This is a genomic window from Actinacidiphila sp. bgisy160 (assembly GCF_965342435.1).
Lineage (GTDB): Bacteria > Actinomycetota > Actinomycetes > Streptomycetales > Streptomycetaceae > Actinacidiphila.
The window spans coordinates 1-16,885 of the sequence record NZ_CBDRCM010000016.1 but is presented as its reverse complement, the minus strand read 5'-3'; the positions used below and the strand labels follow the sequence as shown (position 1 = coordinate 16,885).

12 protein-coding genes are annotated in these 16,885 nt (G+C 74.5%); 10 read left to right on the top strand and 2 right to left on the bottom strand.

The features are described 5' to 3' along the window. Window positions 1-27 precede the first annotated feature (27 nt). Window positions 28-2,043 carry an elongation factor G gene (fusA, locus tag ACRWNP_RS15560; protein WP_431961813.1) on the bottom strand — a complete coding sequence of 672 codons (2,016 nt, stop codon included), beginning with the start codon at window positions 2,041-2,043 and terminating at the stop codon, window positions 28-30. A 536-nt stretch (window positions 2,044-2,579) separates the two neighbouring features. On the opposite strand from fusA, the gene ACRWNP_RS15555 reads away from it, so the two are divergent. After that, window positions 2,580-3,125 (top strand): GNAT family N-acetyltransferase, encoded by a 546-nt coding sequence (locus ACRWNP_RS15555; RefSeq protein WP_431961812.1) that lies wholly within the window; start codon window positions 2,580-2,582, stop codon window positions 3,123-3,125. Window positions 3,126-3,135: 10 nt separating this feature from the next. Here ACRWNP_RS15555 and ACRWNP_RS15550 read toward each other — a convergent pair whose 3' ends face one another. Further along, window positions 3,136-3,714 carry a TetR/AcrR family transcriptional regulator gene (locus ACRWNP_RS15550; protein WP_431961811.1) on the bottom strand — a complete coding sequence of 193 codons (579 nt, stop codon included), beginning with the start codon at window positions 3,712-3,714 and terminating at the stop codon, window positions 3,136-3,138. A 297-nt stretch (window positions 3,715-4,011) separates the two neighbouring features. Here ACRWNP_RS15550 and ACRWNP_RS15545 point away from each other — a divergent pair, with 297 nt between their 5' ends. The 9 genes from ACRWNP_RS15545 to ACRWNP_RS15505 form a co-directional block, all read left to right on the top strand. Continuing rightward, window positions 4,012-5,463: an MFS transporter gene (locus ACRWNP_RS15545; protein WP_431961810.1), complete on the top strand. Its 1,452-nt coding sequence runs from the start codon at window positions 4,012-4,014 to the stop codon at window positions 5,461-5,463. 158 nt (window positions 5,464-5,621) lie between these two features. Beyond that, a complete protein-coding gene (locus ACRWNP_RS15540; protein ID WP_431961809.1) occupies window positions 5,622-6,524 on the top strand; it encodes a metallophosphoesterase family protein in 903 nt (300 codons plus the stop codon). A gap of 406 nt (window positions 6,525-6,930) precedes the next feature. Continuing rightward, window positions 6,931-7,848, top strand: coding sequence for an AfsA-related hotdog domain-containing protein (locus ACRWNP_RS15535; RefSeq protein ID WP_431961808.1), 918 nt, complete (start codon window positions 6,931-6,933; stop codon window positions 7,846-7,848). Further along, the gene (locus tag ACRWNP_RS15530; RefSeq protein ID WP_431961807.1) at window positions 7,845-8,555 is read left to right on the top strand and encodes a methyltransferase family protein; all 711 of its coding nucleotides are present in this window, start codon (window positions 7,845-7,847) and stop codon (window positions 8,553-8,555) included. The genes ACRWNP_RS15535 and ACRWNP_RS15530 overlap by 4 nt, the downstream gene beginning before the upstream one ends. Window positions 8,556-8,557: 2 nt before the next feature. Beyond that, a complete protein-coding gene (locus tag ACRWNP_RS15525; RefSeq protein WP_431961806.1) occupies window positions 8,558-11,326 on the top strand; it encodes a PEP/pyruvate-binding domain-containing protein in 2,769 nt (922 codons plus the stop codon). Further along, window positions 11,323-12,222 carry a hypothetical protein gene (locus ACRWNP_RS15520; protein ID WP_431961805.1) on the top strand — a complete coding sequence of 300 codons (900 nt, stop codon included), beginning with the start codon at window positions 11,323-11,325 and terminating at the stop codon, window positions 12,220-12,222. Before ACRWNP_RS15525 ends, ACRWNP_RS15520 begins: the two co-directional genes overlap by 4 nt. Window positions 12,223-12,425: 203 nt before the next feature. After that, window positions 12,426-13,403, top strand: a complete 978-nt coding sequence (locus tag ACRWNP_RS15515) for an NAD-dependent epimerase/dehydratase family protein (RefSeq protein WP_431961804.1) — start codon at window positions 12,426-12,428, stop codon at window positions 13,401-13,403. Further along, window positions 13,400-14,797: a cytochrome P450 gene (locus tag ACRWNP_RS15510; RefSeq protein WP_431961803.1), complete on the top strand. Its 1,398-nt coding sequence runs from the start codon at window positions 13,400-13,402 to the stop codon at window positions 14,795-14,797. Before ACRWNP_RS15515 ends, ACRWNP_RS15510 begins: the two co-directional genes overlap by 4 nt. Window positions 14,798-14,988: 191 nt before the next feature. Further along, a partial coding sequence (locus tag ACRWNP_RS15505) for a sulfatase (RefSeq protein ID WP_431961802.1) occupies window positions 14,989-16,885 on the top strand: 1,897 nt, incomplete at its 3' end.

Genomic DNA, 16,885 nt, shown 5'->3' with positions numbered 1-16,885 from the left:
CGAGCGGGGCGGGGCCGGGCGCGGCGTCTAGCGGGTCACCGTGCCCGCCGGGGCCGGGGCGTACCCGGCCGGCCGGGTGGTGAAGGTGCCGCGGCCCTGGGTGCGGCTGCGCAACCGGGTCGCGTAGCCGAACAGTTCGGCCAGCGGCACCGTGGCCGTGACGACCGCCGTACCGGAACGCGCCGTGGAACCCGTGACGCGGCCGCGGCGGGCGGCGAGGTCGCCGAGGACGGCGCCCAGCGCGTCGTCGGGGACGGTGACCGTGAGCTCGACGACCGGTTCGAGCAGGGCCATGACGCCGCCGCGCAGGGCCTCGCGCAGCCCGAGCCGGCCCGCGGCGCGGAAGGCCGTCTCGGAGGAGTCACGGGAGTGCGTCGCGCCGTCGGTCAGCGTGACCCGCACACCGGTCACGGGGTGGCCGCCGAGCGGACCCTCGGCGAGGGCGTCCCGGCAGCCCGCCTCGACCGCGCGGACGAACTCCTTCGGCACCCGCCCGCCCACGACGTTCGAGACGAACGCGAACGCGGCCTCCGCGTACGGCTCGACGTCCAGGACGACGTGCGCGAACTGCCCCGCCCCGCCCTCCTGTCTGACGTGCCGGAAGACCAGACCCGACACGCCGCTGACGAGCGTCTCCCGGTAGGCGACCTGCGGCCGCCCGACCCGGACGTCCAGCCCCCGGTCACGGCGGATCTTCTCCACCGCGACCTCCAGGTGCAGTTCGCCCATGCCGGACAGGACCGTCTGGCCCGTCTCGGGGTCGGTCCGCACGGCCAGCGAGGGGTCCTCCTCGGCCAGCCGGGCCAGGGCCACCGCCAGGCGGTCGGTGTCGGTGTTGCGGGCGGCCTCGACCGCGACGAAGACGACCGGCGCGGCCACCAAGGGCGGTTCGAGGACCAGCGGCGCCCCCGGGGCGCACAGGGTCGCGCCCGCGGCGGCGGACTTCATCCCGACCACCGCGACGATGTCCCCGGCGACCGCCGCGTCGACGTCGACGTGCCGGTCGGCTTGGACCCGCAGGATCCGGCCGATCCGCTCGGTGCGTCCGGCACGTGTGTCCAGCACCGCGTCCCCCTTCCTGATCGTCCCCTCGTACACCCGCAGGTAGGTCAGCCGCCCGGTGGCGGTCACGTTCACCTTGAACACCAGCGCGGCGAACGGCGCGGCCGGGTCGGCCGCCTGGCGTACCGCCGGGACGTCCAGCGGTGACGGCAGGTAGTCCACGACGGCCTCCAGCAGCGGCTCGATCCCGCGGTTGCGGTAGGCCGAGCCGCACAGCACCACGACGCCGTGGCCGGACAGGGTCAGATCGCGCAGCGCGGAGCGCAGCGTCGCCTCCGACAGCGCCGACCGTTCGCAGAACTCCTCCAGCGCGGCCGGGTGCAGCTCCGCCACCGCCTCCTCCAGCACGCGGCGGCGCCGCAGCGCCTCCTCACGCAGGCCGCCGGGCACCGGGCCCCCGGCGTACGCGCCGTGGCCGTCGGCCCACACCAGGGCGCGCATGCGCAGCAGGTCCACGACGCCCGTGAAGCCGTCCTCCTGTCCGATCGGCAGCTGGACGACGAGCGGCACGGTGCGCAGCCGCTCGCGGATGGAGCGGGCGGCGGCGTCCAGGTCGGCGCCGGCGCGGTCCAGCTTGTTGACGAACGCGATCCGCGGCACGCCGTGCCGGTCGGCCCGTCGCCACACCGACTCGCTCTGCGGCTCGACGCCCGCGACCGCGTCGAAGACGGCGACCGCGCCGTCGAGGACGCGCAGAGCGCGTTCGACCTCGTCGGAGAAGTCGACGTGGCCCGGGGTGTCGATCAGGTTGAGCCGGTGGCCGTCCCAGTCGCAGCTCACGGCGGCGGCGAAGATGGTGATGCCGCGGTCGCGCTCCTGCGGGTCGAAGTCGGTGACGGTCGTTCCGTCGTGGACCTCGCCGCGCTTGTGGGTGGCGCCGGTGAGGTAGAGGATCCGTTCGGTGACGGTGGTCTTGCCCGCGTCGACGTGGGCGAGGATGCCCAGGTTGCGGACGGCGGTCAGCGGATTGACGGTGCGCATGGCCCGGTGGCCTTTCGGGTGATCCTTTCGGTGGGCGGCGCGATTCCCGCGATCCCGCGATGCCCCCGCGGCGGCAGGGCGTACCCGGCCGCCGGTCCCGGCCGCGCCGAGTGCGAGGGTCAGAAGGTCGTCGCGGACGTCCAGTGCCGGCCGCGCAGCCGGCACCGGGCCGGCGAAGACACCAGGATCACCTCATGCCGTGACGGGGACACGACGGCTGCGGTACGACAACACACGGCCGGGCTCCCCTCGTTCGTCACGGAACGCGCCACGGTGTCGTGCGGCGCGCGATCGACGCGAGTGTAGTGAGCGCGGCGGCTCCGGGGCATCGGGTTTTCCCGGCGGCGGGTCGCGGAGGGATGCCGGCTGCCACGCGCTCGCGGCGTGGGGGACCATTCGCGCCCACGCGGGCCCCGGACGGGCGGCCCCGGATGGCCGGCCCCGGATGGCCGGCCCCGCCTACTGGCCCGCCGGCGTCCGTTTCCCGCCGGTTTCCCGTTGCCCTCGCGACAGGCGACGTGTGGTTGCATTCCCGGGTGCACGACGAGACGGCAGATGCGGTGATCCGGGTCCGGCGGCGGGAGGAGGGCGACCTCGACGCGTGCGTCGGGGTGCTCGCCGCGGTCCACGACCGGGACGGCTACCCGGTCGACTGGCCCGCCGCACCGGCCGCGTGGCTCCGCGGGGCGGCGTTCGCCGCCTGGGTCGCCGAGTCCGCTGGTGCCGTCGTCGGCCACGTCGTCCTCACCCCGGGCACCGGGAGCGACGCCGCGCCCGGGCTGTGGAGTGCGCGCGAGGGCGTGCCCGCCAGAGCGACGGCGGTCGTCGGCCGCCTGTTCGTCGCGCCGGGGGCCCGGGGCCTCGGCATCGGGGCCCTGCTGATGGCCGCGGCCGTCGAGGAGGCCCGGCTGCGGGGCCTGCACCCGGTGCTCGACGTCGTCGCGTCGGACACGGCCGCGGCCGCCCTGTACGAGCGGCTGGGCTGGACGCTGCTGGCCACCGTCGAGCAGCGGTGGGGCCCGGACCGGACGGTGGCCGTCCGCGCCTACGCCGCGCCGCGGCCGCGGAGCCCGGCCGGCTGACCGGCGCGCGTCAGCGCCCGGCGCGGACCCCGTCCAGGGCCACGGACAGGACGCGGTCGCGCTGGGCGTCGTCGAGGAAGTTCGTCGCGGAGATCCCGGAGACCATGCGGAGCAGGTCGTCGAAGGACATGTCCGGGCGGACGTCACCTGCCTGCTGGGCGCGGTCGAAGAGGGGCCCGCCGGCCTGGAACATGGAGTCGCGGCAGGCCAGGAAGACGTCGGACTCGTTGTTGAGGGCCTCGCGGATGGCACGCTTGGTCACCGTGTAGTCGACGAAGCGGCCCAGCCAGGAGGTCAGCGCCTCCCACGGCTCGCCGCCGGCGACCTCCTGGGCGACCCGGCACAGGTCGTTGACCTCGTCCGCGTAGACGGACTCGAAGAGGTGCCGGCGGGTGGGGAAGTTCCGGTAGAGGGTGGCGATGCCCACGCCCGCGCGGCGGGCGATGTCCTCCAGGGAGGCCTCGGCGCCGTTCTCGGCGAAGGCCTCGCGGGCGGCAGCCAGCAGGGCGTCGTAGTTGCGCGCCGCGTCCCTGCGGTGCGGGCGCTGGGACGCGACGATCGCGCTGACGGGGAACGTGTCGGCCGCCACTGCTGCCTCCTTGACCGGAACGATTTGAAGTGGAGGGTAGCCTCCGCTACAGTGGAGGCATACCTCCACTTTAGCAGTCGGGGTGTGGTTCCCGCCGACGCGTGCCCGGCATGCGCCGGCGAGGCGTACGCACCCCGGTGTGACCCTTCACGGGCCCTGCGCCGACGCATCGCCCGTCCCGCGACTCTTCCGGTGGCCGCCGCGCGCAACCACCGCTCCCCAGGCTGCCCGCGCGGCCCGTACGACCACGGCCGGACGCTCCCGGCCACGCCCCCTTCCGAATCGGAGAGGCTTTTCATGCCACAAAAGTCCACCCGCCTCACCTTCACGGTCCTCGCGACCGGTGCGGGCGTGTTCTCCATGCTCCAGTCGCTGATCGCGCCGGCCCTGCCGACCGTCCAGCACGCCCTGCACACCTCGCAGTCCACCGCGACCTGGGTCATGACGGCCTACCTGCTGTCCGCCTCGGTCTTCACCCCGATCCTCGGCCGGGTCGGCGACCTGGTCGGCAAGAAGCGCACCCTCGTCGCCGTCCTGGTGACCCTGACGCTGGGCTGCCTGCTGGCCGCGCTCGCGCCGTCCATCGGCGTCCTGATCGTCGCCCGCGTCATCCAGGGCATCGGCGGCGCGCTGTTCCCGCTGTCCTTCGGGATCATCCGCGACGAGTTCACCGCGAGCGAGGTGGGCCCGAGCATCAGCAACCTGTCCGCCGTGATCGCCGCGGGCGGCGGCGTCGGCATCGTTGCGGCCGGCCCGATCGTCTCGGCTCTCGACTACCGGTGGCTGTTCTGGCTGCCCGTCGGCATCGTCGCGATCACCGCGCTGATCGCCTTCCGCTACGTGCCCGAGTCCCCGAGCCGGGCCGAGGGACGCGTCAACTGGCTCGGCGCCGTCCTCCTGTCGGGCTGGCTCGTCGCCCTGCTGCTGCCGCTCAGCCAGGCCACCCAGTGGGGCTGGACCTCCGGCCGCGCCCTCGGCCTGTTCGCCGCCGCCGTCGTCCTCTTCGCCCTGTGGCTGACGGCCGAGGCCCGCTCCCGCCACCCCCTGATCGACCTGCGCATCATGCGGCTGCGCGCCGTGTGGACCACCAACACCGCCGGCCTGCTCTTCGGTGCGGGGATGTACTCGATCTGGTCCTTCCTCCCCGGCTTCGCCCAGACCCCGCGCGCCGCGGGCTACGGCTTCGGCGCCAGCGTCACGGGAGCCGGCCTGCTGATGCTGCCGATGCTCGTCGCGATGTTCCTCTCCGGTGTCCTCAGCGGCCGCCTGGAGCCCATGGTGGGAGCGAAGCGCCTGCTCACGGCCGGTGCCGCGCTCGGCGCCGTGGCCTGCGGCTCGCTGGCGGCCTGGCATGGCCAGCAGTGGCAGGTGGCCTTCGCGGCCGGCATCTTCGGCCTCGGCATCGGCCTCGCCTTCGCCTCGATGGCCAACCTGATCGTGCGCAGCGTCCCGGCCGAGCAGACCGGCGCCGCGAGCGGCATGAACGCCAACATCCGCACCATCGGCGGCTCGATCGGCGCCGCGGTCACCAGCGTCCTGGTCACCAGCCGGCTCCAGCAGCCCTCCGGCCTCCCCTACGCGTCCGGCTACACCCACGCGTTCAGCCTCCTGGCGGTGCTCTGCCTGGCGGCGGCGCTGGCAGCGCTCCTCGTCCCGGTCCACCGCGCCGCCACCGCCCGCCACACCGCGGGCGTGCCCGCACCGGCCCCGGCGGAAGCCGAACCGGTCACGTCGGCCGCCCGCGGCTGATCCCCCGAGGCGGGTGCGGCGGCCCTTGTGGGGGGCTCACCGCACCCGCCGACGCATCCCACGCTGCCGTCCGCCGGCGGCGCGGCGGTCGCCCGCCCGTCCGTTGCGCGGCGCAATGATCGGTGACGTCGCGGCGCGAGCCGAGTACCGTACGCGCAATGCGGATCCTGCATCTCTCCGACACCCATCTCGACCGCTTCGGCAAGCCGAGGGCGGGTGGTGTCAACGCGAGGGAGTCGCTGCGCGGGCTGCTCCACGACCTGGAGCCGGTGGCGGACATCGACGTCATCGTCATCAGCGGCGACATCGCCGACGACGGGTCGCTGGACGCGTACCTCTCCGTGCGCGACATCGTCCGGGACTTCGCGCTGCGCCGGCAGGCGCCGGTGTTCTACAGCACGGGCAACCACGACGAGCGCCGGGCCTTCGCGCGGGCACTGGGCAGCGGGCACCTGCGCCCGGACGGCCGCAACCACGCCCACGCGATGCTCACCTCGCCCGCCGGGGAGCGGGCGGCCGTGAGCCTGGTCGACGGCTACCGCTTCATCACGCTCGACTCGCTCGTGCCCGGCATGGGCTACGGCCTGGTCGGCGGGGGACAACTCGCCTGGCTGCGGGAAGTCCTGGCCACCCCGGCCCCCATGGGCAGTGTGCTGGTGCTGCACCATCCGCCGATCGCGCTCGACGTCGAGGTCCAGCACGCGCTGGGACTGCGGAACCCCGACGAACTGGCCGACGCGATCCGCGGCACGGACGTGCGGCTGATCCTCTGCGGCCACTTCCACCTCCAGCTCTCCGGGCACCTGGAGTCGGTGCCGGTGTGGGTGACCCCGGGGGTCGTCGGCCGGGTCGACCTCACCGCGCCGCCCGGCACCGAGCGCGCCGTCCGGGGGGCCTCGGCCACCCTGGTGCAGATCGGAGCCCACGGCGGGCCTTTGTTCCACACCCTGCACGCGCGCGACCCGAGGGCGGGCGAGACGATCTACGAGCTCGACCGGGAGCAACTCCGTACGATCATCGACCGGCTCGGCTCCGGCGTCCGGTCCGGGCCCGGCAGTTGACACTCCCGGGACCCCGTCGGCCGCACCGTGCCTCACCGCGCCTCACCTCACCTCACGTCACCGCACGAACACCCGCCGCGGTGAACAAAAGGGAAATCCCAAGGAATTCGATCCCGTTCGAAATCCCGATCACGCCAACTTTGTTCGCAACAGCAAACGCTGACCATCGGGCACCCGAGAGACCCATGACACTCCGTGCCGCCGTCCGCCCGGCGGCCGCGGCGGTGGACCCCCGGTAACGCCGGAGCCGGGCCGTGGCCGGAATCAACCCGCCCCGAACGGCCCGCCGATAGTTATTACCGGCGGGTAGTAGCGTCGACTCCAGCGCGCAACACACAACTGGTCCGATCGACCGAACCTGCCCATGCACGGTGAACCGCCGGGAAGCCAACGGAGTTGTTGTCCGATGCCAGTCTTACAAGCGCCCACGGACGAGCGCGTCACCCACCGCGGCAGCGATGCCACGGTGACCTGGACCGCCCGGCTGCGGGCGGTCGAACAGGACCCCTTCTTCTTCGACCACCCACTCGACCACCTGCCCGCGGCCCTGCTGATCGACGGGGCCGCCGAACTCGTCGAACGCGTCGCCGCTACGGACGCGCACCCCGGGCCCGCCTGGCGGGTCCACGCGCTGGAACTGGAGTTCGGCAGCTTCGCCGAGAAACACCTCCCCGTGGAGCTCAGCGCACGCGCCCTGCCCGGGACCCCCGGCGGTTGGCGGGTGCGCGCCAGGCAACGGGACCGCGCGGTCTGTGACGGACGGATCCACGCGGTGGCCGTCCCGTCCCCGGGGAGTCCGGGGGGCACGGCACCGCCAGGACCGCGGGCCGGAGAGGACCGGGGGCCGCGCCGCGACGCCATGGTCGCCCCCGCACTGGTCCACCGCCACCGCCCCGAGAACGTCCTGCTCGCCGACTACCGCAACCACGGACCGGGCGGCTACAGCGCCGAGTTGCTCTCCCCGCCCCGCGGCCACCATCTGCGCGGCCGCCCCGGCGGATCCGGTGCGGAGCTGCGCTCGCTGACCGAAATCGCCGAAGCCGCACGGCAGTTCGTGACGCTGCTGGGCCACGAGTCACGCCGGGTGGACTTCGACCGCCACTACGTCCTCACCTCGGTGCGCGCCGCCACCGCGCGTCCGGTACGCCGCGCCGAGGGGGTCCGGCTGTGGACCGACTCCCTGCCCCCGGTCGGCGGCGGTGACGTCCGCATCCGGTTCAGCGCGAGCGGCGGCCCGGTCGGCGAGGCCCGCTACAGCGGGTACGCGCTGTCCCCTGCCGCGTACCGCAGGCTGCGCGGCGCCCCCGCGGGAGCCGCGCAATGAGCCCGGACGCCGGGACGGACACCCGGACCGCACCGCCGCGGCAGCGCGAGCGCATGCGCCGCCCCCGCCTGGAGAGTCTCTTCCCGCCCACCCTGTTCACCGCCGGACTGGTGGCCCTGGGCTGGGCCCTGGTCCGCGAGGGCGGCCACTGGTCCGAGCCCCGGCACGGCGCCCAGACCGTGGTCATCGGCCTCTACCTGCTGTGGACCCTCCTGGAACTGCGCGTCACCTTCCGGGCCGCCCCGCGGGTCAGCGGCGGCGACGACCGCGGCACCATGCAGTGGTACGGGGCGGCCCGGGGCGCGGTGGTGGCCACCGCCCTCTTCGTGGCCCCCTGGTGGCAGGGATGGGGACCCGGCCAGTGGCTCGCGGCGGCGGTCTTCGTCTGCGGTGCGGCGCTGCGCCTGGCGGCGATCCGCCGGCTCGGCCGCTTCTACTCGCACAAGGTGCGCACCCTCGGCGACCACGAGGTCGTGACCGACGGCCCGTACCGGCTGGTGCGCCACCCCGCCTACAGCGGCATGGTGCTGGCCCACGCGGGCTTCGTCGGGGTCCTCGCCAACCCGCTCAGCGTCGCCGCGTTCCTGGCGCTGCTGCTGCCCGCCGTCGTGCTGCGCATCCGCGCCGAGGAGCGCGCGTTGACGGACCTGCGCGGGTACGCCGCGTACGCCCGGCACCGCAAGCGCCTGATCCCGGCGGTGTGGTGACCTTGACCGCACACGTAACCACGGCCGGCGCCAAGCCCCGCGGGAGTCACCGTCCCCGTTCCCTCACCCTCGCCCCGCTGCTGGATCAGAAGCACATGACGGCTGGGGACTGCGGGCACAAGTTCGCGCGGCTCGCCCGGATGCGCGGGGCCGGACTGACCGTGCCCGCCTTCTTCGTCCTGCCCGCGGACTGGCACCGCGCCCTCACCCTGCCGCTGCGCCCGCGCATCGACGCCCTGCTGCGGTCGGCGGACTTCACCGACCCCGCCTCCGTACGGACCGCGGCCGCCGGCATCCGCGAGCTGTACGCCACCGCGCCCCTGCCGCCGGAGGCCGAACGGCGCCTGCTCGCGGCCTTCGACGAGGTGATCGGCCCGGCCGCGCCGGCCGCCGTACGAGCCTGCACCGCCGGCGTCCACGGCGAGGACGGCGCCGACGACCCCTTCGCGGGGCTCAGCGACAGCTTCCTGCAGGTGCGCCGCGCCGCGCTCGTCGACCGGGTCCGGGCGTGCTGGGCCTCCGGGCACAACGCGGAGGCGCTGCTCTACCGGCACGCCCGCGGCCTGCCGGTGGACTGCGGCGGCCCTGACGGCATAGCGGTCGCCGTCGGCGTCCAGCGGATGGTGCTGGCCGAACGCTCCTTCGTGATGTTCACCTGCGACCCGCGGACGGGCGCCGCCGACACCCTGATCGCCGCGGGCCTCGGCCTCGGCGAAGGCGTGGTGCAGGAGAAGGTCGGCGTCGACCACTACTTCCTGCGGGGCCCGGAGCAGCGGCTGGAGCGCGTCGTCGCCGCCAAGCCCGAACGCCTCGTCGCCGACCCGCGGCGCCCCGACGCGGGGCCGGTGCCGCAGGCCGTACCGCCGGAACTGCGCGACGCCCCCGTCCTCGACGACCCGCTCGTACGGGAACTGGCGGCCCTGGGCCGCACCGTGCAACGGCTCTTCGGCGGGCAGCCGCAGGACGTCGAGGGCGCCGTCACCGCCGACGGACGGGTGCACCTCGTACAGTCCCGCCCGGTCGCGGTCGATCTGCGGCTTCGCCGGCTGTGGAGCAGCGCCAACGTCACCGAGAGCTTCCCCGGCCCCACCACCGCGCTGACCTACTCCTTCGCGCGGCGGTTCTACCACGCGATCTTCCACGACCTGTACCGCAGGATGGGCGTGCCGGCCCGGACCCTCCATGACGACGAGCCGTACCTGGAGCGCATGATCGGGCTGCACCGCAACCGGATCCACTACGACCTGGAGTCGTGGTACCGGCTGCACGGCCGGCTCGCCGTCTTCCCGTGGTTCCGCGCGTCGTGGGAGTCGATGATGGGTCTGGCAGAGGGCAGCGGCCCCGCCGCGGAGCCCGCCCCCTGCCCCGTGCGGCTGGTGCGTCCGGTGGCCCGGGTCGTACGGCTGATCGCCGGTCACCACCGCTCCATGACGGCCTTCGAGGGCTGGTGGGAGGACCTGATCGCCGGCCGCCGGGGCGCCGACTGGTCCGCCGCCGACCCGCTGGCCCGCATCCAGGACCACCGCGAGGTGTGGCGGCAGGTGGGCAACCACTGGGGCGTCACCCTCCTCAACGACTCCGTGCTCGGCACCACCGCCGGCATCACCGGCCGGCTGCTCGCGCGCTGGGCGCCCCACGAGGGCCCCGGTCTCCTGAGCGACCTGCTCTGCGGCGACGAGTCCAACCGCAGCAGCGAGGCGGTGATGTCACTGCTCCGGCTGGCCGAGACCGTACGCCGGAACCCGCGGCTGTCCGCCGCCCTGCGCGCCGGCCCGGAACCGGGACCGGAACTGTGGCGGGCGGTGCGGGACGGCGTGTTCGGGGAGGAGCCGCGGGCAGCCGCGCTGGAGCACCTCGACCGGTACGGCGACCGCGGCCTGCACGAACTGAAGATGGAGCGGCCCAATCTCCGCAGCACCCCGTGGACGCTGCTGCGGATGGCCGGCGAGCACGCCGCCGCCGGACTCGACGGGCCCGCGCTGCGCACCGCCGAACTGCGGGTGCGCGCCGCTGCCGAGGAACGGCTGGCGGCCGCGCTCGGCGCCCGCTCGCCCCGGCTGCGGCTGGTGCGCGCCCTGCTGGCGGCCCTGCGCCGCGCGATCACCCACCGGGAGAACTCCCGTTACTTCCGCAGCGAGCTCTTCGGCTACAGCAAGGCGGTCTTCGCCTCGCTGGGCGAGGACCTGCACGCGCGCGGGGTGCTGCGCGATCCCGGCGACGTCGTCCACCTCACCCAGGACGAGCTGTTCGGCTGGTACGACGGCAGCGGGGTCAGCGGCAACCTTCAGGCGCTCGCGGACGTCCGGCGCGCCGAGTACGAGGCGCCGGGGCCGGACCTGCCGCCGGGCTTCACCACCCTGGGCCCGGTACGCGACCGGCTTCCCCGCGGCCCGGCGACGACCGCCCCCGGCGGGCACCGCGACGGGGAACTGTCGGGACTGGGCTCCAGCAGCGGCGTCGTCCGCGGCACCGCACGTGTCGTCCTCGACCCGCTGCGGCCCGTCGAACCGTGCGCGGACATGATCCTGGTGGCCCGCGAGACCGACCCCGGCTGGCTGTTCCTCATGCTGGGGGCGCGCGGGCTGGTCGTGGAACGCGGCACCCTGCTCTCGCACACCGCCATCACCGGCCGCAAGTTCGCCATCCCCACGGTCGTCGCCGTCGCCGGTGCCACCACCGTCATCCCCGACGGAGCGCTGATCGAGATGGACGGCTCCACGGGAATCGTCAGGATCCTGACGCCCCCGCCGGACCAGGAGACGGGCCGATGAGGACGGCGACCGCGCTCCTGCGTTTCACGGGCCAGGTCTTCACCCCGTACGTGTACGTCCCCTACGCCACGCTGTGGGTGCTGTCCCTGGAGGCCGCGGCCGCGGCGGCGACCCGCACGCCCTGGGGCCCGGGCGCCGGCACGGCGGTGCGCTGCGCCTCGGCCGTCCTGGTGCTCTACTGGCTGCGGGTGGTGGACGAGCAGAAGGACCTCGACTACGACCGGGAACACAACCCGGACCGCCCTCTGGTGCGGGGCACGGTCACCGTCGCCCAACTGCGGTGCGCGATGGCAGGCGTGGTGGTGCTCCTCGCGGCGCCGAACGCGGCCCTGTCGCCGGTGTCGCTGCTGCCGCTCGCCGCCTGCCTCGCGTACTCCTGGCTGCTGGTGGTGCTGGAGCGGCGGTCCGCCCGGCTCCGGGACGGCCCGCTGCTCAACCTCGCCGTCACGCACCCCGTGCAACTGCTGCTCAGCGTGTACATGTACGTCTCCCTGACCGACTCCACGCCCGTCCCCGCCGGGTGGCAGGTGCTGCCGCTGCTGCTCGTCCCGGCCTGCGTCTTCCTGCACTTCGAGTTCGCCCGCAAGACCCGCCGGCGGTCCGAGCCCGGCTCCCGGACGTACTCCGGCGTCATCGGCCCGGTGCCCAGTGCCCTGGCGGCGCTCGGCTGGGCGGTGCTCGCCGCCGTGGCGGCCGCGGCCCTGCTGCCCGATCCCCGGGCGCTGTTGCCTTGCGCCCTGACGGCCCTCCCGGTCGCGGTGGCGGTGCGCTTCCTGCGCCACCGCAGCGCGGCCTGGCCCGTGCCCGCGGCGATGGTCTTCGTGGTCGGCTTCCTGTCCGCCCTGCTCACCTCGGCGCTGCTCATCCAGTCCGCCGACCCCGGAGGACCGCGGTGATCGCTCACCCGCCGCACCGCCCACCGGCGGCACCGCGAACCAGGACTGGGACCACGCCCCACCGGCCCTCCTGGCAGCCCCGCCTGCCCCTTCGCCGACGCCCCCGCGAGCGGCCCGCCGACCCCCGGCCGGGCGGTGCCCGCCACCGCCGCGCCGCCGCCGATCAGCGACTCCCCGCCCGCCGGCCCTGGAGACCTCCCTCGATGACGACCGTCCTGCTCACCGGTGCCGCCGGCTTCATCGGCGGTGCCGTCCACCGGCGCTTGCGCCAACAAGGTGTGGACCTACGGCTGCTGGTGCACCGCCGCCCACCCGCGGCCGACCCCGCGGCCCGCCTCGTCCACGCCGACCTCACCCGCCCCGGCACCCTGCGCGGCGTCTGCGACGGCGTGGACACCCTGCTCCATCTCGCGTGCACCGTCGACGAGGGCGATCCTCGGGCCTGCGCACTCGTCAACGACCGGGGCACCGCCGCCCTGGTCGGCGAGGCACGGCGTGCCGGGGTGCGGCGGATCGTCCACCTGAGCACCGCCGCGGTGTACGGCGACGGGCCGCACCGCGGTGCCGCCGAGGGCGACCTCGTCCCGGCGCCGGTCTCCGCCGTCAGCCGCTCCCGGCTCCGGGGAGAGCGGTCGGTCCGGGCCGCCGGAGGCGTCGTGCTGCGGCCGATGTTCGTGTACGGGCCGGGCGACCGGTGGCTGGTCCCCCGGCTCGTCCGTACCCTCACCGCGCTGCCGGTCTCCGTCGACGGGGGCCGGGCCCTGCTCTCCCTGGTCGCCGTCGAGGACCTGGCGGCGGCGATCGCCGCGCTGGCCGTGGCCGGCTGGGGCCCGGTGCCCGGCGGGGAGGTCCACCACGTCGCCCACCCCGAGCCGGTCGCCGTACGCGAGCTGGCCGCGGCGCTCACCGAGCACCTCGGTGTGCCCGCCCCCGTGGCCGGCCTCACGTACGGCGAGGCCCTCGAACTCCTCGCCGGGAGGCCCCGCGACCTGCGCCACCTGGCGCTCTTCGGCCAGGACCACCACTACGACAGCGGCCGCGTCTGGCGGCGCACCAGCCACATCCCGGGGGCCTTCGCCACGCGCTTCGCCGCCGCGGCGCCCTGGTACCGCGCCCACCTCGACCCCCTGGCCACGCCGGCGGCAGCGGCCGCCGGACCGACGGAAGACGGGACGCCGTGACCCTACCGATCCGCGCCACCGCGACCGCGACCGCCGCGCCCTCCGCCGCCGGCCGCGCTCCCGAGGCCCCCGGAGCGCTGCCCCTGCTCGGCCACGGCCCGGCACTGCTGCGGCGCCCCCTGGAGTTCCTCGGCTCGCTCCCCGCCGTCGGCCCGGTGGTCCGCATCCGTCTGGGCGCCCTGCCCGCGTACGTCGTCAACGACGCCGAACTGGTCCGCGCCCTGCTGACCGGCGAAGCCGGCCGGTTCGACCAGGGCGTCCTCATCGAGAAGGTACGCCCCCTGCTCGGCTCCGGTGTCGGCACCGCCGACGGCGACGAGCACCGCAGGCTGCGCCGGCTGATGCAGCCCGCCTTCCACAAGGCCCGCATCGCCCGCTACGCGGACACCATGACCGCCGTCGCCGCCCAGCGCGGCGCGGCCTGGCGGCCCGGCGGAATCGTGTGCGTCGACCGGGAGATGAACGCGCTCGCCCTCACCACCGTGGCCAGGGCGCTGTTCTCCTCCGACCTGGGCGCGGAGGCCGTCACCGAGGTGCAGCGCTCGCTGCCCGTCGTCCTGGACGAGATCCCCCGCCGCTCCGTGCTCCCCGACGCCCTGCTGCGGCTGCCCACTCCCGCCAACCGGCGCTTCGACCGGGCCGTACGGCGTCTGCGCTCCGCCACCCGGCACGTGGTGGAGGCCGCCCGCGCCGACGGCACCGACCACGACGACCTGCTCTCCGTGCTGCTGCTCGCCGCGGACGAGCGGACCGGGGAGCGGCTGACCGACGACCAGGTCCACGACCAGCTGGTCAACATGCTCGTCGCGGGCACCGAGACCACCGGTGCCACCCTGGCCTGGGTCTTTCACGAACTCGCCCGCGAGCCCGCGGTGGAGCGCCTGCTCCACGAGGAGACCGACCGCGCCCTGTGCGGACGCCCGGCCGTCTTCGAGGACCTGCCCCGCCTCCCCCACACCCGGCGCGTCGTCCAGGAGGCCCTGCGCCGGTACGCGCCCTGGATCATCCTGCGGCTCTCCCCGGACGGGGTGCTGCTCGGCGGCGTCCCCGTCCCGGCCGGCGCGACCGTGCTGTTCAGCCCGTACGTCCTGCATCACCTGCCGGAGCTGCACCCCGGACCTCTCGCCTTCGACCCCGACCGCTGGCTGCCCGAACGGGCCGCGGGCCTGCCCCGGGCCGCGTACATCCCCTTCGGCGCGGGCGGGCGGCAGTGCCCGGGCAACGTCTTCGCCCTCACCCAGGCCGTCCTCCAGGTCGCCACGATCGCCACCCGGTGGCGCCTGCGCCCGGTGGGCGACGGCCCGCGCGTCCGCGAACTCGCCCGCGGCGCGGTCGTCCACCCCACCACGATGCCGATGACCTGCGTGCCGCGCGAGCGCGCGGGCACCCGGTGACTCCGCGGACGACAGTCCGGTCACGGGCTCGCGCTTCCGTAAAGACATCCCCATGCAATGGTCTGCTTTCATCATGGGCGGGAGGAGAGTGAACCGGGGCGAGGGGCGAGCCGTACAGGCTTGTCGGTGGCCCAAGCCTCCCCAGCCGGGGTCACCCCCCATCACTGTGGCTCGTTGGAAGGAACCCCGGGTTGTCGCTCTCCAGCGCTCATCAGCGACCGGTTACGGATCAGGCGGACACGAGGCAGCAACCGCCCCCGGGTGACGCTCCCGAGGAGGCGGCCGCGAAGCCGGCCAAGGAGACGGCCGAGGAGACGGCCGAACCCGAGGCGAATGCGAAGACGCAGGAGGCTGCGGCCCCTGCCGCCGACAGCGGGACGGAGGACGAGCAGGCGCCCGAAGCGGACCCCGGCGACCCCGCAGCCCCCGCCGCGGGCAGCGCCCTCGCCCGGTGGCGGGAGCGGCACCCGGACGTCACGCGCGCCGTGTCGTGGAGCCTCACGATCCTCGCCGGCGGCCTGGTGCTGTTCGCCTTCCTGATGCCCGATCGGCTCCCCCAGCTGACCGCCTCCCGGTTCGCCCGCGTCCCGTCGGAGCCCGTCCTGCTGGCCGCCCTGCTGCTCGTGCTGCCGCCCCGGCCCCGACGGGTGGTGGCGGTCCTCAGCGGGGTGCTCCTCGGCCTGCTGGTCGTCCTCAATTGCGTGGACATGGGCTTCTACCAGTCGCTGCAACGCCCGTTCCACCCGCTCTTCGACTGGCCCCTGTTCTCCGACGGGCTGTCGTTCCTGAAGGACTCGGCCGGGGGGACGACGGCTTACGGCGCTCTGGCCGGGGCCCTGCTCGCCGTCCTCGCGCTGCTCGTGCTGATGCCGCTGGCGATCCTGCGGCTCTGCACGCTGATGCTGCGGCACCCCTCGGTGGCGCGCCGCAGCACCCTGGTGGCCGGCGTGGTCTGGATGACGTGCGCGACGCTCGGCATCCAGGTATCCGGGCTGAATGTCGCCGCCAAGGAGGCCAGTTCGCGGGTCCGGGGCCAGGTGGTCATGGTGCGGCAGGGCCTGGCCGACCAGAAGGTGTTCGCCAAGAAGGTGGCGAACGACCCGTTCGCGAAGGTCCCGTCCGACCAGTTGCTGTCCGGACTGCGGGGCAAGGACGTCATCTTCACGTTCATCGAGAGTTACGGCCGCGGCGCGGTCGAGGACCCGGCGATGGCGCCGGACGTCGACGCGGTGCTCCGCGACGGCACCCGGAAGCTGGCCGACGCGGGCTTCTCCGCCCGCAGCGGCTGGCTGACCTCCCCCGTCACCGGCGGGGGCAGCTGGCTCGCCCACACCACCTTCCTGTCCGGGCTGTGGGTCCAGGACCAGCAGCGCTACCGCTACGTCAGCTCCAGCGACCGGATGACCCTGACCAGCGCCTTCAAGCGCACCGGTGACTTCCGCACGGTCGGCATGATGCCGGGCGTCACGCGGGCCTGGCCGGAGAGCAAGTTCTTCGGCCTGGACCACGTCCACGACTCGCGCACCATGGGCTACCAGGGCCCCAAGTTCAGCTGGTCCCCGGTACCGGACCAGTACACCCTGTCGGCGTTCGAGCGTCTGGAACACGGGAGGGCGCGGAACCAGCCGATGATGTCGGAGATCATCCTGACCTCCAGCCACAACCCCTGGGCGCCGATCCCCCGCATGATCGACTGGGACCAGGTCGGCGACGGCTCGGTCTACGACGCCATCAAGAAGGAGGGCAAGGACCGCGACGAAGTCTGGAAGGACCCCCGGCAGGTGCGCCGGGAGTACGGAAGGGCCATCCAGTACTCGCTGAACAGCCTCATCGAGTTCGTGACGAAGTACGGCAACGAGAACACGGTGCTGGTCTTCCTCGGCGACCACCAGCCGGTGTCGACGGTCGTCGGCGTCGACGCCAGCCGGGACGTGCCGGTCGCGATCGTCGCCCACGACCCGAAGGTGCTGGACCAGGTCTCCGGCTGGGGCTGGAGCGAGGGGCTGCGGCCCGAGCACAACGCTCCCGTCTGGCGGATGGACGCCTTCCGCGACCGCTTCCTGACCGCGTTCAGCTCCCCTCAGTCTT